This window comes from Flavobacterium sp. KY-23415, from assembly GCF_055384985.1.
The window spans coordinates 2,600,884-2,623,018 of sequence record NZ_AP044001.1 but is presented as its reverse complement, the minus strand read 5'-3'; the positions used below and the strand labels follow the sequence as shown (position 1 = coordinate 2,623,018).

Below are 22,135 nucleotides of genomic sequence, written 5' to 3'. Positions count from 1 at the left end.
AGCGTAGCTATTTGATAATTTATATAACCTATAAATCGCAATACAGCTGCTAAATCGCTAAAAAATTCAATAACCATTTTAAAATTATTCCATGAAAAAACATCATTTTATCCTCAACCTCTTTCTAGTTCTATTGCTAACAAATTGCAAAAACAACTCTGAGTCTAAGAATTACAACATTGAAGCAGCTGTAGAAGCTCTAGAAAACTATGAACCCATGATTCTTGAAGAAGAGCAAACAATTTCAGAAACAAACACAGAAAGTTATGCCGAACTAGAAGAAAATCCATTTGAATCGCCAAATAAAAGTCCGCTTTCCACTTTCTCAATTGATGTAGATAATGCTTCCTATACTAACATTAGACGTTTTATTAATGAGGGTCAAAAAGTCCCTAAAGATGCTGTTAGAGTGGAAGAAATGATGAACTTTTTCAAATATTCCTATCCACAACCTAAAGACGCTCATCCTTTTTCAATTAACACAGAATATAGCCAAAGTCCGTGGAATGAAAATCATAAATTATTAAAAATTGGACTACAAGGAAAAGATATTCCGATGACCAATTTACCGCATTCTAATTTTGTGTTCCTAATCGATGTTTCTGGATCAATGAACGAAGCTAACAAACTTCCTCTTTTAAAAGAATCGATGAAGATATTGGTTAAAGAGCTTCGTGAAAAAGACAAAGTTTCAATAGTAGTCTATGCTGGTTCGGCAGGAGTTGTTCTAGAACCGACATCAGGAAATGAAAAAGAAAAAATCATGGATGCTTTTGATGATTTAAATGCAGGAGGAAGCACCTCTGGTGGAGAAGGAATTATATTAGCCTATAAATTAGCAGAACAAAACTTTATAAAAGAGGGAAACAATCGCATCATTTTGGCAACTGATGGCGATTTTAATGTTGGAATTTCTTCCGATTCTGAAATGGAAGATTTAATTGAAGAGAAAAGAAAATCGGGTGTTTATTTAACTGTTTTAGGTTTTGGCATGGGAAATTATAAAGACAGTAAAATGGAGATTTTAGCCAATAAAGGAAATGGAAATTATGCCTATATTGACAATATTCAAGAAGCGAATCGTTTTTTAGGCAAAGAATTCAAAGGTTCCATGTTTGCTATTGCAAAAGATGTTAAAATTCAAGTAGAATTTAATCCAAAACATGTTCAAGCTTATCGATTAATTGGTTATGAAAACAGAAAATTAAAAGCCGAAGATTTTAAAAATGATGCTATAGATGCGGGAGAATTAGGGAGTAATCATGCTGTAACTGCTCTGTATGAAATTATCCCAACTGGTATTGAAAGTAACTATGTTGCTTCAAATTTAAAATATACAAAAACAAATAGTGAAGTAACCAATTATGCGAATGAATTGGCAACGATAAAATTTAGATATAAAAAACCTGATGGAGAAAAGAGTATCGAGATGGTAAAAACTGTTGAAAACAAATCAATCCCATTAGACATTAGCTCTGCCGATTTCAAATTTTGTACTGCTGTTGCTTGGTTCGGATTAAAGTTGAGAGAATCTAAATTGATTAGCAATTCTTCCACTAACGCAATAATAAAACTAGCTAAATCTGGTTTGGCTAACGATCAAGATGGTTATAGATCAGAATTTATTAGACTGGCCGAAACAGTGAATTAATATTTACTGAGATAAATATTAATAATAAAAATCCCTCTGAAAATGTATTTATTCATAGGGATTTTTTTATTGATAATCTTTTTTTAAGCTGTTACCTCTAAAAAGTCAAAACGCACCATTCCGTCTTCATCAATTTTTGTTAATTGAACATCATGTAGCGTATTTACAAATTCTGGATTCCAAGGTGTTTTTACTTTCACATAATTTTCGGTAAAACCATGAATGTATCCTTCTTTGTTTTCACTTTCAAACAAAACCGTTCTCTTAGTTCCAATTTGGTTTTCATAAAACGCTCTTCTTTTCTTAACCGAAAGTCCTCTAAGCATTTTACTTCGCTTAGAGCGCACATTTGAAGGCACAATTCCGTCCATTTCTGCCGCTTCTGTATTATCTCTTTCCGAATAGGTAAAAACATGCAAATAGGATATGTCTAACTCATTTAGGAAATTATACGTTTCTAGGAAATGTTCGTCTGTTTCTCCAGGAAAACCAACAATTACATCAACACCAATACAAGCATGTGGCATTACTTCTCTAATTTTAGTAACTCTATCCACATAAAGTTCTTTCATATAGCGTCGTTTCATTTTCTTCAAAATATCGTTGCTACCACTTTGCAATGGAATATGAAAATGAGGCACAAATGCTCTAGATTTCGAAACCAAATCTATAGTCTCATTTTTTAATAAATTTGGTTCTATAGAAGAGATACGCAAACGTTCGATGCCTTCTACTTTATCTAATTCTGTAACTAAGTCTAGAAAGGTGTGTTCGTGTTTTTTATTTCCAAATTCACCTTTACCATAATCTCCAATATTTACTCCTGTTAATACAATTTCTTTAATACCTCTCTCCGAAATTTCTTTTGCATTTTTTAAAACCCCTTCCATAGTATCACTTCTAGAAATTCCTCTAGCTAATGGAATCGTGCAATAGGTACATTTATAATCACAACCGTCTTGCACTTTCAAAAATGCGCGAGTTCGGTCTCCAATAGAATAACTACCCACATAGAAATCGGCATCTTCAATTTCACAAGAATGCACCTCTCCCATGTCATTTTTTGCCAAATCATTAATATAATCGGTAATTTTAAATTTTTCAGTAGCTCCTAAAACCAAATCAACTCCATCTACAGCCGCCAATTCTTCTGGTTTCAATTGTGCATAGCACCCAACTGCCGCAACAAAAGCTTTATCGTTTAGCTTCATTGCTTTTTTTACAATTTGTTTGAATTGCTTGTCGGCATTTTCGGTTACTGAACAAGTATTAATTACATACATGTCTGCTACTTCTTCAAAATCGACACGTTCAAACCCTTCGTCTTGAAAATTTCTAGCAATTGTAGAAGTTTCAGAGAAATTCAATTTACAGCCTAAAGTATAAAAGGCTACTTTTTTCTTGTTTTCCATATTCTATCTCAATCAATGAAATCGTTGTCAAAAAATTGAGAATGCAAATTTACGCAGATTATTTCTGATAATAAAATGATTATAAATGAATAAAATGTGCCTTTTTTGTAACTTTTTCAAGATTTCTTACGTACAACTATAAACAAACACTTTTTTTTAAAAATTTTACTTCAAAAGAAAAGTAAAGAAAATTTACAGTTATGGCAGGTGAAGGTTTTATGATGAGCGCAAATTCTAGCTTAAAAAACAACAAAAGAAACAAGTCGTCAAGACTAGAAAAGTTTATAAACACTACCACTAATGGTCAATCTGAATTTATTGATCATAATACAGCAACACCAGAAATGCTAGCTGAAATAAGGGAAAAATTACAAGCGGAGAACAAATTATATCTTAGAAAAAAAATAATTAAAACCACTATTTTTTTAATCGCCATTGTTATAATTTTCTCAATATTTAATCATTATTTTTCAAAATATTTTTTTTAATAACAACGACTAAACCTAACAATATGGGAGGATATTATGGATCACCTGCTTCGGTGATGAAGAATAATAAAGTACAACGCAGAACGGAACGCAAACCAACTGATTGGAGAGATTATGTTGGTGCTAAAGATGTTCCAACTGAAGATCACATTAAGGCTACACCAGAATTATTAGCTCAAATTAGAAAAAAATATAGAAGACAACGCCTGTTTAATATTATTATACCTATACTGTTAACTTTCATTTTTTTCGGAATTCTGTATTACATTTTCATTTGTAGGTTATAAAAACTCCTAAAAAAATAAAAATTATTTAAAGAGACACTTCCATAACGTAATCGTCCATAACATAATCATTTCCAATATCAATCACTTCTTCTCTAACAATTGAGAAATTAAGTTTTTGATAAAATTCTTTTGCATTATTATACTTATTTACGTTAAGAAAAATAGCGCTTTGATTAGCTATTTTTGCCTGATTTTTCACTAATTGAAATAGTTTTTTTCCTATTCCAGTTCCTTGCGTTTCAGGCAATACATAAATTTTATGAATTTTAGTTTTCTGTGGTTCGCAATCTAATTCGTATGAAACAAAACCTAGTGGTTTCTTGTTTTCATCTTCAACAATATAGAAGCTATGTTTTTTTATTTCCAACTGTTCTTTCAAAGCTTCTAAAGAGTAGAAACGATTCAACATGTAATCAAGTTGTTCCTTAGATAAAATTGCTTTGTAGGCTACAGGCCAAATTGTTTTGGCTAAATCTTGAATTATTGATAATTCGGATATTTTAATTTGTCTAATCATAATAAAAAAAATGCATACTGTAAATTTACAATATGCATTTAATATTAGATACTAATAACTCAAAAAAAACTTATTCAAATTGTTTTTTACGAGAATAAGCATATTAAAAAATAAATCTTAATAGTTTTATCTACTAAGAAGAAACACAAAAAAGGCTAATAGCATTTTATTTAACTACACATTTTAGAGTGAAAATTTTTTAATAGCAATGCAATTTAAATAAAAACAAATAACAATCAGAATACTTTGGTTTTTATTCGATAAATAACAAAATAACTCGACTAAAAGAAAAAAAATCTCATTTTTCAATGAGATTTTACATTTTAAGCTTGACCAGTTGGTCCAAAATTAAGAGGAATATGTGGCTGTTCCCCTTCTTCAATTTTTCCATGTGCTGCTTCAAACCTTTGAATATTTTCAGCTAAAGCTTTTAATAATCTTTTCGCATGCTGCGGTGTCAAAACAATTCTCGACTTCACTTTTGCTTTAGGCACACCTGGCATAATAGCAATAAAATCTAAAACAAATTCACTGTTAGAATGATTAATAATTGCTAAATTAGAATAGATTCCTTCTGCCGTTTTCTCATCTAATTCAATATTAATTTGTCCTTGTTGGTTACTGTTGTTATTATCCATATTTTTTAATTTAAAAAAAACCTAACAGAATAAATCTGTTAGGTTTTTAGGTTATTTTTAAAAAGTATCAACCACTAATAATTAAATTCTTCTTTAGCAGCCATTAACTCATTGTATTCATCTTTAGATCCTACTATTGTATTATCGTACTCTCTCATACCAGTACCAGCTGGAATTCTATGTCCTACAATAACATTTTCTTTTAGACCTTCTAAAGTATCTATTTTACCTGCAACTGCAGCCTCATTTAATACTTTAGTTGTTTCCTGGAACGATGCCGCAGAAATAAATGATTTCGTTTGTAGCGAAGCTCTAGTAATACCTTGAAGGATTGGTGTAGCAGTAGCAGTAACAATGTCTCTTGCTTCAACTAAATTCTTATCTTCACGTTTTAACAATGAATTTTCATCACGTAATTGACGTGGAGTAATTATTTGTCCCTCTTTAATATTAACAGAATCTCCAGCAGATTCCACTACTTTCATTCCATACAGCTTATCATTTTCAACGATAAAGTCTCTTGTATGAACCAATTGATCTTCTAAGAATAAAGTATCTCCTGGATCAACAATTCTTACTTTACGCATCATTTGACGAATTACTACTTCAAAGTGCTTATCATTAATTTTCACCCCTTGAAGACGATATACTTCCTGAATTTCATTTACCAAGTACTGTTGTACAGCAGATGGCCCTTTAATTCTTAATATATCTTCTGGTGTAATTGCTCCATCAGAAAGAGGCGTACCTGCTTTCACGTAGTCATTTTCTTGAACTAATATTTGATTTGAAAGTTTAACTAAATATTTCTTTACTTCTCCAAATTTAGATTCAATAGCTAACTCACGGTTACCTCTTTTAATTTTTCCAAATGTTACAACTCCATCAATCTCCGACACAACAGCTGGGTTTGAAGGATTACGAGCCTCTAACAACTCTGTAATTCTAGGTAAACCTCCTGTAATATCACCCGCTTTAGATGAACGACGAGGAATTTTTACAAGAATTTTTCCTGCTTTAATTTTCTCTCCATCATCTACCATAAGGTGAGATCCTACTGGTAAGTTATATGAACGTATTAATTCACCGTCTTTTCCATAAATGTGTAAAGTTGGAATTAATTTTTTATTACGTGCTTCAGAAATTACTTTTTCTTGGAAACCTGTTTGCTCATCAATTTCTACTAAGAAAGTTTCACCCTGCTTAATATCTTCATATTCTACTTTACCTGTAAATTCAGAAATAATTACTCCATTATATGGATCCCATTTACAGATTAAAGCTCCTCTATCTACTACTTCTCCATCTTTTACATATATTGTAGAACCATAAGGAATGTTATGTGTATTTAGAACAATACCTGTTTTTTCGTCAATTAATTTTAATTCTGTAGAACGAGAAATTACAATATCGACAGCATTTCCGTCTGCATCTTCTCCTTTAACAGTTTTTAAATCTTCAACTTCTAAACGTCCTTTGAATTTAGTAATGATACTAGATTCTTCAGATAGTCCTCCTGCAACCCCCCCAACGTGGAAAGTACGAAGTGTTAACTGTGTACCTGGCTCTCCAATCGACTGTGCAGCAATTACACCAACAGCCTCTCCTTTTTGAGTCATTTTACCAGTTGCCAAGTTTCTTCCGTAACATTTTGCACAAATACCTTGAGTTGCCTCACATGTTAACGGTGAACGAACTTCAACTTTTTCAATAGGAGATGCGTCTATCTTCTTAACTAATGCTTCAGTAATTTGTTCTCCTGCATGCACTATAACATCAGAAGTTAATGGATCAATAATATCTTGAAGCGTTACACGACCAAGAATTCTTTCTCCTAAAGACTCAACGATTTCTTCATTTTTCTTTAATGCTGTAACCTCAATTCCTCTCAATGTTCCACAGTCAACAGAGTTTACAATAACATCTTGCGATACATCATGTAACCTTCTTGTTAAGTAACCTGCATCGGCAGTTTTAAGAGCGGTATCGGCAAGACCTTTACGAGCACCGTGCGTAGAGATAAAATATTCTAAGATTGAAAGACCTTCCTTAAAGTTAGAAAGAATCGGGTTTTCAATAATTTCTCCACCACCTGCAGTCGATTTTTTAGGCTTAGCCATCAAACCACGCATTCCTGTTAACTGACGAATTTGCTCTTTAGATCCCCTTGCTCCAGAATCAAGCATCATAAATACAGAGTTAAATCCTTGTTGATCTTCTCTAATATTTTTCATTGCTAACTCTGTTAATTCAGCATTTGCAGAAGTCCAGATATCAATAACCTGATTATAACGCTCATTATTAGTAATAAGACCCATGTTATAATTCAATGATATTGCATCAACTTGAACACGAGCATCAGCAATTAACTTCTCTTTTTGATCTGGAATTCTAATATCACCTAATGAGAAAGATAATCCACCTTGGAAGGCAAATTTATATCCCATATTCTTCATATCATCTAAGAAAGCAGCTGTTGTTGGAACATCAGTTACACCTAAGATTCTACCAATAATATCACGAAGTGATTTTTTAGTTAAAACCTCATTAATAAATCCTGCTGCTTCTGGAACCACTTCATTAAATAATACTCTACCCGCAGTAGTTTGGATAATTTTTGTTACTAACTCTCCTTCTTCATTAAAATCTTTAGCTCTAACTCTAATACGAGCATTTAACTCAACTCTACCTTCATTAATTGCGATATTCACTTCTTCAGAAGAGTAGAAAGTCAATCCTTCTCCTAAAATTTTCTTTTCTGGAGTAGACAAACGTTCTTTGGTCATATAATATAGACCCAAAACCATATCCTGAGAAGGTACAGTAATCGGAGCACCATTAGCAGGGTTAAGGATATTATGTGACGCTAACATCAACAATTGTGCTTCAAGAATAGCTTCTGGTCCTAAAGGTAAATGAACAGCCATCTGGTCACCATCGAAATCGGCATTGAAGGCCGTACATACTAATGGGTGTAATTGGATTGCTTTACCCTCAATTAACTTAGGCTGAAACGCTTGAATTCCTAATCTATGAAGCGTAGGAGCACGATTCAATAATACTGGATGTCCTTTAATTACATTTTCAAGAATATCCCATACTACTGGTTCTTTTTTGTCTATGATTTTCTTAGCCGACTTAACTGTTTTAACAATCCCTCTTTCGATTAACTTACGAATAACGAATGGTTTATATAGTTCAGCAGCCATATCTTTTGGCAAACCACATTCGAATAATTTCATTTCAGGCCCAACAACAATTACCGAACGAGCAGAATAATCTACACGTTTACCTAATAAGTTTTGACGGAAACGTCCTTGTTTTCCTTTTAATGAATCTGATAACGATTTTAATGGTCTGTTTGATTCTGTTTTAACAGCAGAAGCTTTTCTTGTGTTATCAAATAATGAATCTACTGCTTCTTGAAGCATACGTTTTTCATTACGTAAGATTACTTCTGGAGCTTTAATTTCCATTAATCTTTTTAAACGATTGTTACGAATGATTACTCTTCTGTATAAATCATTTAAATCTGATGTTGCAAAACGACCTCCATCTAGTGGAACTAATGGACGTAATTCTGGTGGAATAACTGGAATTACTTTTAAAATCATCCATTCAGGAAGATTTTCTCTGTTATTGTTAGCCTCGCGGAAAGATTCAACAACATTTAAGCGTTTTAAAGCTTCTGTTTTACGTTGTTTTGAAGTTTCTGTATTAGCAGCATGACGTAACTGGAATGACAATGAATCTAAATCTATTCTAGATAATAAATCCATAATACATTCAGCTCCCATTTTAGCGATAAATTTATTAGGGTCATTATCATCTAAATATTGATTTTCCATAGGAAGTGTATCTAATATATTTAAATACTCTTCTTCAGTTAAGAAATCTAATTTATTAAGTGTTTCTCCTTCTAAACCTTGTGCTATACCTGGTTGAATTACTACATATCTTTCGTAGTAAATAATCATATCTAATTTCTTAGACGGCAACCCTAAAATGTAACCAATTTTATTTGGTAACGAACGGAAATACCATATATGAGCGATAGGAACAACAAGATTTATGTGTCCTACTCTATCTCTACGTACTTTTTTCTCTGTTACTTCAACACCACATCGATCACAAACAATACCTTTGTAACGTATTCTTTTATACTTTCCACAAGCACATTCATAATCTTTAACTGGACCGAAAATACGCTCACAGAAAAGACCATCTCTTTCTGGTTTGTGTGTACGATAGTTGATAGTTTCAGGTTTTAAAACCTCTCCTCTTGACTCTGCCAGAATTGACTCTGGAGATGCCAATCCTATCGTAATTCTGTTAAATCTTTTAACGGTGTTTTTATCTTTTAATCTTGTCATGATATGATTCCTCTCGATTTTTGTAAAAAACTTTTGTACAGTTATACAGCTTTCAGTCCCAGTTTTCAGTCGCAAAACTGATTACTGCGACTGAGACTGTTACTGTTTATTTATTCTTCTAATCTGATGTCTAAACCAAGACCTTTAAGCTCATGCATTAATACATTGAACGATTCTGGTAATCCTGGCTCTGGCATTGTCTCTCCTTTTACGATAGCTTCGTAAGTTTTAGCTCTTCCAATTACGTCATCCGATTTCACTGTTAAGATTTCTCTTAAAGTACTAGATGCACCATAAGCTTCTAGAGCCCAAACCTCCATCTCTCCAAAACGTTGACCACCAAACTGAGCCTTACCTCCTAATGGTTGTTGTGTAATTAAAGAGTAAGGACCTATAGAACGAGCATGCATTTTATCATCAACCATGTGCCCAAGTTTCAACATATAGATCACACCTACCGTTGCTGCTTGATGGAATCTTTCTCCTGTTCCACCGTCATATAAATGCGTATGACCAAATCTTGGTACTCCAGCTTCGTCTGTTAATTCATTGATTTGATCTAAAGTTGCTCCATCAAAAATTGGTGTAGCAAACTTTCTACCTAAATTCATTCCTGCCCATCCTAATACTGTTTCATAAATCTGACCAATATTCATACGAGAAGGTACACCAAGTGGATTCAACACGATATCTACTGGAGTTCCATCTTCTAAGAATGGCATATCTTCATGACGAACAATTCTTGCCACAATACCTTTGTTACCGTGACGACCTGCCATTTTATCACCCACTTTAAGTTTACGTTTCTTAGCGATATAAACTTTAGCTAATTTTAAAATTCCAGATGGAAGTTCATCACCTACAGTGATGGTGAATTTTTCTCTTCTTAACCATCCTTGTAAGTCATTTAATTTAATCTTATAATTATGAACAAGGTCATTTACTAATTTATTAGTTGCCTCATCTGTAGTCCATTGCCCTTTTGTTAAGTGTGCAAAATCATCTACAGATTGTAACATCTTTTTAGTGAATTTTTTCCCTTTCGGTAAGACCTCTTCACCTAAATCATTCATAACACCTTGAGATGTTTTACCATCAATGATTAAGAATAATTTCTCAATTAATTTATCTTTTAACTCATTGAATTTCACTTCAAACTCAATGTCTAATTTATCGATATCTTCTTTATCTTTTGAACGCTTACGCTTATCTTTTACTGCTTTAGCAAATAATTTCTTATCTAAAACAACACCATGTAATGATGGAGAAGCCTTTAAAGAAGCATCTTTAACATCTCCCGCTTTATCACCAAAGATAGCACGTAATAATTTTTCTTCCGGAGTTGGATCTGATTCTCCTTTTGGAGTAATTTTACCAATAAGAATATCGCCAGGTTTAACCTCTGCACCAATTCTAATCATTCCGTTTTCATCTAAATCTTTAGTTGCTTCTTCAGAAACATTAGGAATATCATTAGTTAATTCTTCATTACCTAATTTTGTATCTCTAACTTCTAACGAATAATCATCAATATGGATAGATGTAAAAATATCATCGCGCACAACTTTTTCAGAGATTACAATTGCATCCTCGAAGTTATATCCTTTCCATGGCATGAAGGCCACTTTCAAGTTTCTACCGATTGCTAATTCTCCATTTTGAGTTGCGTATCCTTCACAAAGAACTTGACCTTTAGTTACTCTATCACCTTTTCTTACGATAGGTTTTAGATTAATACAAGTGCTTTGGTTTGTCTTTCTAAATTTAATTAATTGATAAGTCTTGTCGTCATCATCAAAACTCACTAATCTTTCATCTTCAGTTCTATCGTATTTTATTGTAATTTTATTAGAATCTACATAAGCCACAACTCCATCTCCTTCAGCATTTATCAATACTCTTGAATCTGATGCTACTTGTCTTTCTAATCCAGTTCCTACGATTGGAGCTTCTGGTCTTAATAATGGAACTGCTTGACGCATCATGTTTGATCCCATCAACGCACGGTTCGCATCATCATGTTCTAAGAAAGGAATTAAAGATGCTGAAATTGAAGCAATTTGATTTGGTGCCACATCGGCATAATCAATTTTACTTGGCTCAACTACAGGGAAATCGCCCTCTTCTCTCGCAATTACATTATCAGGAAGAATTTTTCCATTCTCGTCAATCTCAATATTAGCTTGAGAGATCAATTTGCCTTCTTCCTCTTCTGCACTTAAATAAATTGGCTCACTATGAATATCTATAACACCATCTGTAACTTTACGATAAGGTGTTTCGATGAATCCCATTCCATTTACTTTTGCATAAACCCCTAAAGAGGAAATCAAACCAATATTTGGTCCCTCTGGAGTTTCAATTGGACATAAACGACCGTAATGTGTATAATGAACATCTCGAACCTCAAAACCAGCTCTTTCTCTAGATAAACCTCCAGGTCCAAGTGCAGATAAACGACGTTTGTGAGTAATCTCTGCTAATGGATTTGTTTGATCCATAAACTGAGATAACTGATTTGTTCCAAAGAAAGAGTTAATAACAGATGATAATGTTTTTGCATTAATCAAGTCAATTGGTGTAAACACCTCGTTATCTCTAACGTTCATTCTTTCTCGGATTGTTCTTGCCATACGAGCTAAACCAACCCCAAATTGTGAAGACAATTGTTCACCAACTGTTCTTACACGACGATTTGATAAGTGATCAATATCATCAATCTCAGCTTTAGAGTTAATTAATTCAATCAAATATTTAACAATAGTTATAATATCCTCCTTAGTCAAGACTTGCTTTTCCATTGGGATATCTAACTGTAATTTTTTATTCATTCTATAACGACCAACTTCACCTAAGTTATAACGTTGATCAGAGAAGAATAATTTATCTATAATACCGCGAGCAGTTTCTTCATCAGGCGGTTCTGCATTACGCAGTTGACGATATATATGCTCTACAGCTTCTTTTTCAGAATTTGTAGGGTCTTTTTGTAGCGTATTATGAATAATCGTGTAATCAGCTGCATTATTATCTTCTTTATGTAAAAGAATTAATTTTACATCAGCATCAATAATTTCCTCTACATTATCTTTATCTAATATTGTATCACGATCTAAAATAATTTCATTACGTTCAATTGATACAACTTCACCTGTATCTTCATCTACGAAATCTTCATGCCATGTATTCAAAACACGTGCAGCAAGTCTTCTTCCAATATATTTCTTTATACCTGTCTTTGATACTTTAATTTCTTCAGCTAAGTCGAAAATTTCTAAGATATCTTTATCTCTTTCAAATCCAATAGCTCTAAATAAAGTAGTAACTGGTAACTTTTTCTTTCTATCAATATAAGCATACATAACGCTATTGATATCTGTTGCGAATTCTATCCAAGATCCTTTAAAAGGAATTACTCTTGCAGAATATAACTTAGTTCCATTAGCATGGAAAGATTGACCAAAGAACACACCAGGAGATCTGTGTAATTGAGATACAACAACACGTTCAGCACCATTAATAACAAACGTTCCACTTGGTGTCATATAAGGTATAGTACCTAAATACACATCCTGAACAATAGTTTCAAAATCTTCATGTTCTGGATCTGTACAATATAGTTTCAACCTAGCTTTTAAAGGCACACTATATGTTAACCCTCTATCAATACATTCTTCAATGGTATATCTTGGTGGATCTATAAAATAATCAAGGAATTCTAAAACGAATTGATTTCTCGTATCCGTTATTGGGAAATTTTCCATGAAGGTATTATAGAGACCTTCGTTGCCTCTTTCATCAGATTTAGTCTCCAATTGGAAAAAATCTTTAAAAGACTTCACCTGAATATCCAAGAAATCTGGATAATTAGGTATGTTTTTAGTAGAAGCAAAATTTAATCTTTCAGTCTGATTAGCAATCATCAATGGACAAATTTTTATTTAGAAAAAAATTAAAAACGTATAAACGATAATATACGCAAAATGGTTTAGGTCTTTGAGAGACAATCCCAAGACCTAAACCTGCTTTGTAAACTAAGTTTAGCTTATTTAAGCTCAACTACAGCTCCAGCTTCTTCTAAAGATTTTTTAAGACCTTCAGCCTCATCTTTAGATACTCCTTCTTTTACATTAGTTGGAGCAGAATCAACCATATCTTTAGCTTCTTTAAGACCTAAACCTGTTAATTCTTTAACTGCTTTCACAACTGCTAATTTAGAAGCACCAGCTTCTTTTAATACAACTGTAAATTCTGTTTGCTCAGCAGCAGCAGCACCACCACCGTCACCAGAAACAACAACTGCAGCAGCAGCTGGTTCGATACCGTAATCATCTTTTAATATTGTTGCTAATTCGTTAACTTCTTTAACTGTTAAGTTAACTAATTGCTCTGCGAATTGTTTCAAATCTGCCATTTTTTCTATCTTTTAAAATGTTTTGTAAAAAAATATATTTGTTTTATAGTGCGTTCTATTATTCAGCTCCTTCTTCTTTACCTTCTTGGTTTTGAAGTGCAGAAATAACTCTTTGAGCTGGAGATTGTAATAATCCGATGATTTCTCCAATAACTTCAGCTCTAGATTTGATAGCTGCAAGTTTTTCTAAGTTTTCATCACCAATATATACATCCTCTGTAATATATGCTCCTTTTAAGATTGGTTTTTGCCCTTTTTTACGAAATTCTTTAATAATTTTCGCTGGAGCATTAGCTACTTCAGCAATCATTACAGAAGTATTACCTTTTAAAACAGATGGCAAATCACCAAAATCAGTATCAGAAGCTTCCATTGCTTTTTCTAGCAATGTATTCTTAACAACTTCTAATTTAATACCTGCTTTAAAGCAAGCTCTTCTTAAGTTTGAAGTAGTATCTGCATCTAGTCCTGAAGTGTCAGCTAAATAAATAACATTCACACCCGCTAACTTTGCAGTTAAATCTTCAATAGCGATTGATTTTTCTTCTCTAGTCATACTAAAAATTTTTAACTACCAAATTATACTGCCTTAGGATCTAAAGCAATAGCAGGACTCATTGTACAAGATAAGTGTATAGACTTAATATAAGTACCTTTAGCTGCAGTTGGTTTTAATTTTATTAATGTTTGAATAATTTCGTGAGCATTGTCATAGATTTTATTAGCATCAAAAGATACTTTACCTATTCCTGCATGTACAATTCCAGTTTTATCTACTTTAAAGTCAATTTTACCAGCTTTTACTTCTTGTACCGCTTTAGCAACGTCCATAGTTACAGTACCTGTTTTAGGATTTGGCATCAAACCTCTTGGTCCTAAAATACGTCCTAATGGTCCTAATTTACCCATAACAGCAGGCATCGTGATGATTACATCTACGTCTGTCCAACCGTCTTTAATTTTTTGTAAATAATCATCTAACCCTACGAAATCTGCACCTGCTTCTTTAGCTTCTGCTTCTTTATCAGGAGTTACAAGTGCTAAAACACGAACATCTTTACCTGTTCCGTGAGGTAACGTTACTACACCTCTTACCATTTGATTCGCTTTTCTTGGATCTACTCCAAGACGAACTGCGATATCTACAGACTCATCAAATTTTGCAGAAGAAACTTCTTTAATTAATGCAGCTGCATCTCTTAAAGAATATTGTCTATTCTTTTCAATTTTTGAAATAGCCTCTTTTTGCTTTTTTGTCAATTTTGCCATGTCTAATTCTTTTCAACGATTAAAAAGGAGCGTCTCCTGATACTGTTATACCCATAGATCTAGCTGTACCCGCTACCATACTCATTGCTTTCTCAATTGTAAAAGCATTTAAATCTGGCATCTTGTCTTCAGCAATAGTTCTGATTTGATCCCAAGTAACATTCGCTACTTTTTTACGATTTGGTTCTCCTGAACCAGACTTAGCTTTAGCTGCTTCTAAAATTTGAATTGCAGCTGGTGGAGTTTTAACAACAAAGTCAAATGATTTGTCTTTGTACACAGTAATTTGTACTGGTAAAACTTTGCCAGGTTTATCTTGTGTTCTTGCATTAAATTGCTTACAGAACTCCATGATGTTAACCCCAGCAGCCCCCAAAGCAGGTCCAACCGGTGGCGATGGATTCGCTGCACCTCCCTTAACTTGTAGTTTAACTACTTTACTAACTTCTTTTGCCATTTTAAAAAAAATTTAGCACATCTATCAATTGGAAGCGATTGATGTGTTTTTATATGTAACTAATATTATACTTTTTCAACCTGCATAAAACTTAATTCTAAAGGTGTTTTTCTTCCAAAAATTTTCACCATCACTTCAAGTTTACGCTTCTCATCATTAACTTTTTCTATAGTTCCGTTAAAGCCATTAAAAGGACCATCAATAACTTTGATTGTTTCTCCTACAGAAAAAGGAATAGCAACATTGTCTATCTTAACAGATAACTCATCTACTTTCCCTAACATTCTATTCACCTCTGACATCCTTAAAGGCACAGGTTCACCTCCTTTGGTTTCTCCTAGAAATCCAATAACTCCTGGAATAGACTTTATTATATGCGGAACTTCACCTGTTAAATTAGCCTCAATCATAATATAGCCAGGGAAATAAACTTTTTCCTTAGCTATTTTTTTTCCATCTTTTACCTGCACAACTTTTTCTGTAGGAACAAGAACCTGAGAAACATAGTCCTCCATTCCTAATCTTACAGTTTCAGTTTCTATATAAGCTTTTACTTTATTTTCCTGACCACTTACAGCTCTTACAACATACCACTTCTTTACACTACTATCTGCCATTGGGAATTATTTTAGTAAATTAAAGAATCCCTCTAATGCTTTCACAAATAATTGATCTACACCATATGTCAAAAGCGCGAAAATAACTGAAAAAAGAGCTACTATTATTGTTAATCTTTGAACTTCTTGCCATTCAGGCCAAGTCACATTAGCTTTCAATTCTTGAAATGCTTCCGAAATATAATTAACGAATTTTGTCATTACTTTATATAATTTGCACGGGCGGAGGGATTCGAACCCCCATCAATGGTTTTGGAGACCACTATACTAGCCCTTGTACTACGCCCGTTTATTCAAACCAGTTCAGTTTACAAAACCGAACTGGTTTTTTTTTTATTTATAATAAACTAAATAATTAGTCTAATATTTCAGTTACCTGACCAGCACCAACTGTTCTACCACCTTCACGAACTGCGAAACGTAAACCAACTGATAATGCGATTGGACTTAATAATTGAACTTCAATAGTTAAGTTATCACCTGGCATAACCATCTCTACTCCTGCAGGTAAAGTAATTGTACCTGTTACATCCGTTGTACGAACATAAAACTGTGGACGATAGTTATTATGGAATGGAGTATGACGTCCACCTTCTTCTTTTTTCAAGATATAAACCTCTGCTTTGAAATGAGCGTGTGGTTTTACAGATCCTGGCTTAACAATAACCATTCCTCTTTTAATATCTTCTTTTGCTATACCTCTTAATAAGATACCTGCATTATCTCCAGCCTCACCTCTATCAAGGATTTGACGGAACATCTCAATACCTGTAATAGTTGAAGTTAATTTTTCAGCACCCATACCAACGATCTCAACTGGATCTCCTGTATTAGCAATACCAGTTTCGATACGACCTGTAGCAACAGTTCCACGACCTGTAATTGTAAACACATCTTCTACTGGCATTAAGAATGGCTTATCGATATCACGAGCAGGTAATTCAATCCAGTTATCAACAGCTTCCATTAAAGCCAAAACTGTATCAACCCATTTTTGCTCTCCGTTTAATGCCCCTAAAGCAGAACCTTGAACAACTGGTCCGTTATCACCATCATATTGATAGAAAGATAACAAATCTCTGATTTCCATTTCAACTAGCTCTAATAACTCAGCATCATCAACCATATCCACTTTATTCATGAATACAACCATTCTTGGAACACCTACTTGACGACCTAAAAGGATGTGCTCACGAGTTTGTGGCATTGGACCATCTGTAGCAGCAACTACTAAGATAGCTCCGTCCATTTGCGCAGCTCCAGTAACCATGTTCTTAACGTAATCCGCGTGACCTGGACAGTCAACGTGAGCGTAGTGACGGTTAGCAGTTGCATATTCTACGTGTGAAGTATTAATAGTAATACCTCTTTCTTTTTCTTCTGGTGCATTATCGATTTGATCAAACGATTTCGCTTCAGAAAAACCTGCATCAGCTAATACTTTTGTAATCGCTGCTGTTAAAGTTGTTTTACCGTGATCTACGTGCCCAATAGTACCAATGTTTAAGTGTGGTTTGGAACGATCAAAATTTCCTTTTGCCATGATTTAATAATTTAATCTTAGTTATTTAATTAGTGTTCAAATATTTAAAAAAACAACCTGAGAGCCAATGACGGGATTTGAACCCGTGACCTCTTCCTTACCAAGGAAGCACTCTACCCCTGAGCTACACCGGCCGAAGACCTACAATAGCAGGATTGTTTTCTTTGTGGGGAGAGCAGGATTCGAACCTGCGAAGTTTTCACAGCAGATTTACAGTCTGCCCTCGTTGGCCGCTTGAGTATCTCCCCTAGCCATTTTCATTATTTTTAGTTGCTTCAAACTTTGAGCCGATGGAGGGACTCGAACCCACGACCTGCTGATTACAAATCAGCTGCTCTAGCCAGCTGAGCTACACCGGCAACTTGATAATAAAAAGTCCGCTATTTCTAACGGACTGCAAATGTATAAAATTTATTTTTTAATCAAAATTATTTTTCACTTTTTTTTTTCATTAAACATGCGCTCTTATTTTTTCCTTGTACTTAACTAACACTCTTTCTAGGGATTCCACAGAAACATCAACTGCCTCTTCAAAAGACTTACAAGTCTTTTTTACCACAAACTCATCACCCGGAACATTTATTTTTACCTCCACTGTTTTATTTTCTTTATCACTCGTATTTTCTAATTTTAAGAAAACATCAGAAGAAACCACCCTATCATAGTATTTTTCAAGTTTATCTAATTTCTCTTGAATAAAATTGACTAATTTTTTGTCAATATTAAAATTAACTGCCTGAACATTTACCTTCATACTCTAAATTATTTATTTTATGGTTAGACAAATGAATTATTACAAACCTCTAGGATGTGCATTTTTATATACTTTTTTCAATTCACCCAAACTACTGTTTGTATAAATTTGCGTAGACGACAAACTAGCATGCCCTAATAATTCCTTTACAGAATTTAAATCGGCCCCATTATTCAACAAGTGCGTTGCAAACGAGTGCCTAAGAACGTGAGGACTCTTTTTAACCTTAAGAGACACACTACTAAAGTAATCATTAATTAAACGATAGACAAATGATTCCCCTATTTTATTTCCTTTTTTTGACAAAATTAACAAGTCTTCAAAACCATCTTGAACACGAACCTTCCTTAACTCAATGTATTTCAACAACAACACTTCCGTACACTCTAAAAGCGGCAAAACACGCTCTTTATTCCTTTTTCCGAGAACTTTAATTGTTTTAGCATAAAAATCAACGTTTTTAAGCTTTAAATTTATCAATTCAGCTCGCCGAATCCCTGTCACATACAACAACTCTAACACTAATTGATCTCTAAGCCCATTAAAATCTTCTGAAAAATGATTAACCTTAAAGACATCTTTAATTTCTTTTTCAGAAAAAGGGACTTGAATTTTCTTCGAAACCTTAAGCGATTTATGTTTCGACAATGGATTAACCCTAATTTCTTTAATCTTTAACAAAAACAAATAAAATGATTTTAGTGAAGAAATCTTTCTGTTAACTGTCTTATTTACCACACCCGACTCCACTAAATCAACAACCCAAGACCTTATTAACGAATAATTAACAGCAACAAACGCAATATTTTCATGATGCTCCGACAAAAAAACACCAAACTCATTAATATCAGCAAGATATGCTTTCACAGTAAGCAAAGAATAATTCTTCTCCTTTATCAAATAATCTTGATATGCTTTTAAATTCTCATCCATAATCAAACAAAAAAACCGCTAGGAACAAAGTTACACTTTATTACCTAACGGTTCTATAATATAATTCTAAAAATTATTAAGACTCTAATGAATCTTTCAATCTTTGAATATAAGCTGCTTTTTGAATCTGAGCTCTTTTAACAATTGATGGCTTATGAAAAGCTTGACGTGATCTCAATTGACGAACAGTTCCAGTTTTATCAAATTTTCTTTTATAACGCTTTAACGCTTTATCGATATTTTCTCCGTCTTTAATCGGTATAATTAACATAATTTAGGCACCCCCTTTCATTTAGACTGCAAAAGTAGTATTTTTTTATTTATATCCCAACTAAATTTTCTTTTTATTTCTTTTTACAGGTTTTTGTAATATGCTTTATAGCCCAGATAGAGACGATATCCTTTTAATTGTTCTATTGAAAACAATTAAAAGATAAAGGCGATAGCTGGAAAAGCTTCCAAAAAAAAAAAAAAATTAATGTGTAACAGCTGGTTTATAATCTTTGTTGTCTATTATCATTTTTGATAAAATTTCTTTTAAAATTTCCGAAGTTCCACCACCAATAGGGCCTAATCTACTATCACGTAAAAGTCTAGCCAATGGATACTCCTCCATATAACCGTATCCTCCAAGCATTTGCAAACAACTATAAATTGTTTCGTCTGCTACTTTTGTTGATTTTAATTTAGCCATTGTTGCTTCTTTAACAACATACTCTCCTTTATCTAACCTTGCTACCGCAGCATAATTAAACAATTTACAATGTTCAACATCTGTTGCGTGCTCCACTATAGTATGCCTTAAGGCTTGAAATTTATTTATTGTCTTACCAAATGCCTCTCTTTGCGACATGTATTCTATTGTGTATTCAATAGCATATTCTGCTCTTGCATGTGCATTAATTGCCATAATTAAACGCTCCAATGCGAAATGTTGCATAATGTATGGAAATCCTTTACCTTCCTCTCCCATCAAGTTTTCTTCTGGAATTTCTACGTTATCAAAAGCAATTTCTGCAGTATCCGAAGCTCTCCACCCTAATTTATCTAATTTTGTAGCAGAAACCCCTTTTGAGTTACTATCCATTAGAAAGATGCTTATCCCTTTATTTCCAAGCTCTGGATTTGTTTTCGCTGCCACAACATAATAATCTGCATAAACTCCATTTGTAATAAATGTTTTGGAACCGTTAATTATATATTTATCTCCTTTTTTAATAGCTGTTGTTCTCATTCCTGCAACATCGCTACCTCCAAAAGGCTCTGTAATACACAAACCACCAATTTTTTCTCCCAATATACTTGGTGCTAAATAATCTTGTTTTATTCTTTCATCCCCTTCTGCATTAAGATGTGTCATTGCAAGATAGGAATGTGCCCACATAGCGGCCGCAAAACCAGCAGATTTAATTTTTTGTAACTCTTCTAAAAAAACAACAGTATAAAACAAATCTAGATTTAGACCTCCATATGCTTCAGGATAACGGATTCCGAAAAAACCCATTTCTCCAAATTTTCTCCATATAAAACGTTCTATTGTACCTGTTTTTTCCCATTTTTCAATATGAGGAACAACTTCTTTGTTTAAAAAATCTCGCAGGCTCTCTCTAAATAATTGATGCTCTTCTGTGAAGTATAATGAATTCATATAGTTTTGAATTGTATTTTTTATATTTATATTGATTTTTTCTAATCAAAGCTCAAATATAAGGCTATTATTTTTAATTTTTCTAAAGGACAATTGTTAATTTTTGCTAAATCATCAATACTTCTAAAATCGCCATTCATACTCCGATGAGTAACAATTTCTTTTGCAAAACTATAGTTAAAATAAGGAAACTTAATGAGCTCCTTTATAGAAGCTTGATTGATTTTTATCTTTTTTATTTCTTGATTTTCTACTACAAAAAATCTCTTTTTACAATTTTCAAAAACATCTGGAGATATACCCCAAATAAATTGCAATTGATCAATACTTGCGAAAACACCAAATTTATTTTTTTCGTTAATAATAATATCTGAAATCTTATCACCTACTCCATAAACTTTCATTAAATCTTCTTTAGAAGCTTGGTTTAGATCTATCGCAATAATTTTTTCGGTTGTTTTTTTTTCAAAACTAACAAAATTGCTTTTTGTTTTTTTATTATTAATCCAGTCAGGGAATTTAAAATAAGGTTCTATTTTCGCTAATAGTTCATTTGAAACCATTGTTATTTTTTGAAACTCATTTGCTGAATTCACAAAGTTATTCTCTTCTCGAAATTTATGCAATCTATCTATTTCCTCAATTGACATTCCTAACATATATCCTTTATAATCAGAAATATAATTTGGGTTAAATGGCTGAATTACATATTTTTTATCTTGAGAAATACTTTTTAAACTATCAATTTCATTTTGCATTGCTAACCAATTCATGTCTTCATCAAGCTTCATAGCATCTTCATGCGCATTACTTTTATAAATAAAAACCATGAGCTGTACTAACAAAATTATACCTATCAACAAAAAAATCCCACTTCTATGTTCTCTCGAAAATAGAAAGTAGGATTTTACATTTTTCATCTGTTTTTTCAAAATATTATTCTACAGCAGATGTTATATATAATAAATCAATCATTTTGTCTAACCATTTCATCATCATTCTCACTGTAAGAATCTGGTTCTTGTTTTGGTGGAGTGGTTAATACTTTATAGAAAAAATAACTTGCAAAAGAAACCACTATTCCTTGAGCTATTAGCATTGTTATTAAGGCTGATGTGTTCATTTTTAGTTTTT

At 33.0% G+C, this 22,135-nt stretch carries 21 protein-coding genes and 4 tRNA genes; 3 read left to right on the top strand and 22 right to left on the bottom strand.

Going from position 1 to position 22,135, the window contains the following annotated elements; translation table 11 throughout:
• The first annotated feature begins 91 nt into the window (after nt 1-91).
• A complete protein-coding gene (locus tag ACZ49Z_RS11315; RefSeq protein ID WP_464304426.1) occupies nt 92-1,651 on the top strand; it encodes a vWA domain-containing protein in 1,560 nt (519 codons plus the stop codon).
• A gap of 83 nt (nt 1,652-1,734) precedes the next feature.
• On the opposite strand, the gene mtaB is transcribed toward ACZ49Z_RS11315, so the two are convergent.
• Entirely contained in the window at nt 1,735-3,063 is a 1,329-nt protein-coding gene (gene mtaB / locus ACZ49Z_RS11310; protein WP_464304425.1) for a tRNA (N(6)-L-threonylcarbamoyladenosine(37)-C(2))-methylthiotransferase MtaB, read from the bottom strand.
• A gap of 200 nt (nt 3,064-3,263) precedes the next feature.
• Between mtaB and ACZ49Z_RS11305 the strand changes: the two genes are divergently transcribed.
• Nucleotides 3,264-3,551, top strand: a complete 288-nt coding sequence (locus tag ACZ49Z_RS11305; RefSeq protein ID WP_464304424.1) for a hypothetical protein — start codon at nt 3,264-3,266, stop codon at nt 3,549-3,551.
• Nucleotides 3,552-3,574: 23 nt separating this feature from the next.
• Nucleotides 3,575-3,838, top strand: coding sequence for a hypothetical protein (locus ACZ49Z_RS11300; protein ID WP_464304423.1), 264 nt, complete (start codon nt 3,575-3,577; stop codon nt 3,836-3,838).
• Between the two features lie 25 nt (nt 3,839-3,863).
• Here ACZ49Z_RS11300 and ACZ49Z_RS11295 read toward each other — a convergent pair whose 3' ends face one another.
• From ACZ49Z_RS11295 to ACZ49Z_RS11195, 21 genes are all read right to left on the bottom strand, one after another.
• Nucleotides 3,864-4,355, bottom strand: a complete 492-nt coding sequence (locus ACZ49Z_RS11295; RefSeq protein ID WP_464304422.1) for a GNAT family N-acetyltransferase — start codon at nt 4,353-4,355, stop codon at nt 3,864-3,866.
• A gap of 323 nt (nt 4,356-4,678) precedes the next feature.
• A complete protein-coding gene (locus tag ACZ49Z_RS11290; protein WP_464304421.1) occupies nt 4,679-4,993 on the bottom strand; it encodes a DUF3467 domain-containing protein in 315 nt (104 codons plus the stop codon).
• A gap of 74 nt (nt 4,994-5,067) precedes the next feature.
• Nucleotides 5,068-9,366, bottom strand: coding sequence for a DNA-directed RNA polymerase subunit beta' (gene rpoC, locus ACZ49Z_RS11285; protein WP_464304420.1), 4,299 nt, complete (start codon nt 9,364-9,366; stop codon nt 5,068-5,070).
• Nucleotides 9,367-9,476: 110 nt separating this feature from the next.
• Complete coding sequence (gene rpoB / locus ACZ49Z_RS11280; protein ID WP_464304419.1) at nt 9,477-13,289, bottom strand: DNA-directed RNA polymerase subunit beta; 3,813 nt, start codon at nt 13,287-13,289, stop codon at nt 9,477-9,479.
• Between the two features lie 122 nt (nt 13,290-13,411).
• Nucleotides 13,412-13,780: a 50S ribosomal protein L7/L12 gene (rplL, locus tag ACZ49Z_RS11275; RefSeq protein WP_464304418.1), complete on the bottom strand. Its 369-nt coding sequence runs from the start codon at nt 13,778-13,780 to the stop codon at nt 13,412-13,414.
• Between the two features lie 58 nt (nt 13,781-13,838).
• Entirely contained in the window at nt 13,839-14,336 is a 498-nt protein-coding gene (gene rplJ, locus ACZ49Z_RS11270) for a 50S ribosomal protein L10 (protein WP_464304417.1), read from the bottom strand.
• 23 nt (nt 14,337-14,359) lie between these two features.
• Entirely contained in the window at nt 14,360-15,049 is a 690-nt protein-coding gene (gene rplA / locus ACZ49Z_RS11265) for a 50S ribosomal protein L1 (RefSeq protein WP_464304416.1), read from the bottom strand.
• A 19-nt stretch (nt 15,050-15,068) separates the two neighbouring features.
• Nucleotides 15,069-15,506 carry a 50S ribosomal protein L11 gene (gene rplK / locus ACZ49Z_RS11260; RefSeq protein ID WP_045967699.1) on the bottom strand — a complete coding sequence of 146 codons (438 nt, stop codon included), beginning with the start codon at nt 15,504-15,506 and terminating at the stop codon, nt 15,069-15,071.
• 65 nt (nt 15,507-15,571) lie between these two features.
• Nucleotides 15,572-16,123: a transcription termination/antitermination protein NusG gene (gene nusG, locus ACZ49Z_RS11255; protein ID WP_464304415.1), complete on the bottom strand. Its 552-nt coding sequence runs from the start codon at nt 16,121-16,123 to the stop codon at nt 15,572-15,574.
• A gap of 6 nt (nt 16,124-16,129) precedes the next feature.
• Nucleotides 16,130-16,324 carry a preprotein translocase subunit SecE gene (gene secE / locus ACZ49Z_RS11250; protein WP_464304414.1) on the bottom strand — a complete coding sequence of 65 codons (195 nt, stop codon included), beginning with the start codon at nt 16,322-16,324 and terminating at the stop codon, nt 16,130-16,132.
• A gap of 16 nt (nt 16,325-16,340) precedes the next feature.
• Nucleotides 16,341-16,412, bottom strand: a tRNA-Trp gene (locus ACZ49Z_RS11245).
• Nucleotides 16,413-16,478: 66 nt separating this feature from the next.
• On the bottom strand, nt 16,479-17,666 hold the full coding sequence (gene tuf, locus ACZ49Z_RS11240; RefSeq protein WP_464304413.1) for an elongation factor Tu: 1,188 nt from the start codon (nt 17,664-17,666) through the stop codon (nt 16,479-16,481).
• Between the two features lie 62 nt (nt 17,667-17,728).
• Nucleotides 17,729-17,800, bottom strand: a tRNA-Thr gene (locus ACZ49Z_RS11235).
• A gap of 33 nt (nt 17,801-17,833) precedes the next feature.
• Nucleotides 17,834-17,914: transfer RNA gene (locus ACZ49Z_RS11230), tRNA-Tyr, on the bottom strand.
• 37 nt (nt 17,915-17,951) lie between these two features.
• Nucleotides 17,952-18,025: transfer RNA gene (locus tag ACZ49Z_RS11225), tRNA-Thr, on the bottom strand.
• 92 nt (nt 18,026-18,117) lie between these two features.
• Nucleotides 18,118-18,420, bottom strand: a complete 303-nt coding sequence (gene hpf, locus ACZ49Z_RS11220; RefSeq protein ID WP_464304412.1) for a ribosome hibernation-promoting factor, HPF/YfiA family — start codon at nt 18,418-18,420, stop codon at nt 18,118-18,120.
• 39 nt (nt 18,421-18,459) lie between these two features.
• Nucleotides 18,460-19,353 carry a tyrosine-type recombinase/integrase gene (locus ACZ49Z_RS11215; protein WP_464304411.1) on the bottom strand — a complete coding sequence of 298 codons (894 nt, stop codon included), beginning with the start codon at nt 19,351-19,353 and terminating at the stop codon, nt 18,460-18,462.
• Nucleotides 19,354-19,429: 76 nt separating this feature from the next.
• Nucleotides 19,430-19,624 (bottom strand): 30S ribosomal protein S21, encoded by a 195-nt coding sequence (gene rpsU / locus ACZ49Z_RS11210; protein WP_464304410.1) that lies wholly within the window; start codon nt 19,622-19,624, stop codon nt 19,430-19,432.
• A 204-nt stretch (nt 19,625-19,828) separates the two neighbouring features.
• The gene (locus ACZ49Z_RS11205) at nt 19,829-21,001 is read right to left on the bottom strand and encodes an acyl-CoA dehydrogenase family protein (RefSeq protein ID WP_464304409.1); all 1,173 of its coding nucleotides are present in this window, start codon (nt 20,999-21,001) and stop codon (nt 19,829-19,831) included.
• Nucleotides 21,002-21,042: 41 nt separating this feature from the next.
• Nucleotides 21,043-21,921, bottom strand: coding sequence for a helix-hairpin-helix domain-containing protein (locus ACZ49Z_RS11200; protein WP_464304408.1), 879 nt, complete (start codon nt 21,919-21,921; stop codon nt 21,043-21,045).
• A 47-nt stretch (nt 21,922-21,968) separates the two neighbouring features.
• Nucleotides 21,969-22,124 carry a hypothetical protein gene (locus ACZ49Z_RS11195; RefSeq protein WP_464304407.1) on the bottom strand — a complete coding sequence of 52 codons (156 nt, stop codon included), beginning with the start codon at nt 22,122-22,124 and terminating at the stop codon, nt 21,969-21,971.
• Between the last annotated feature and the right edge of the window lie 11 nt (nt 22,125-22,135).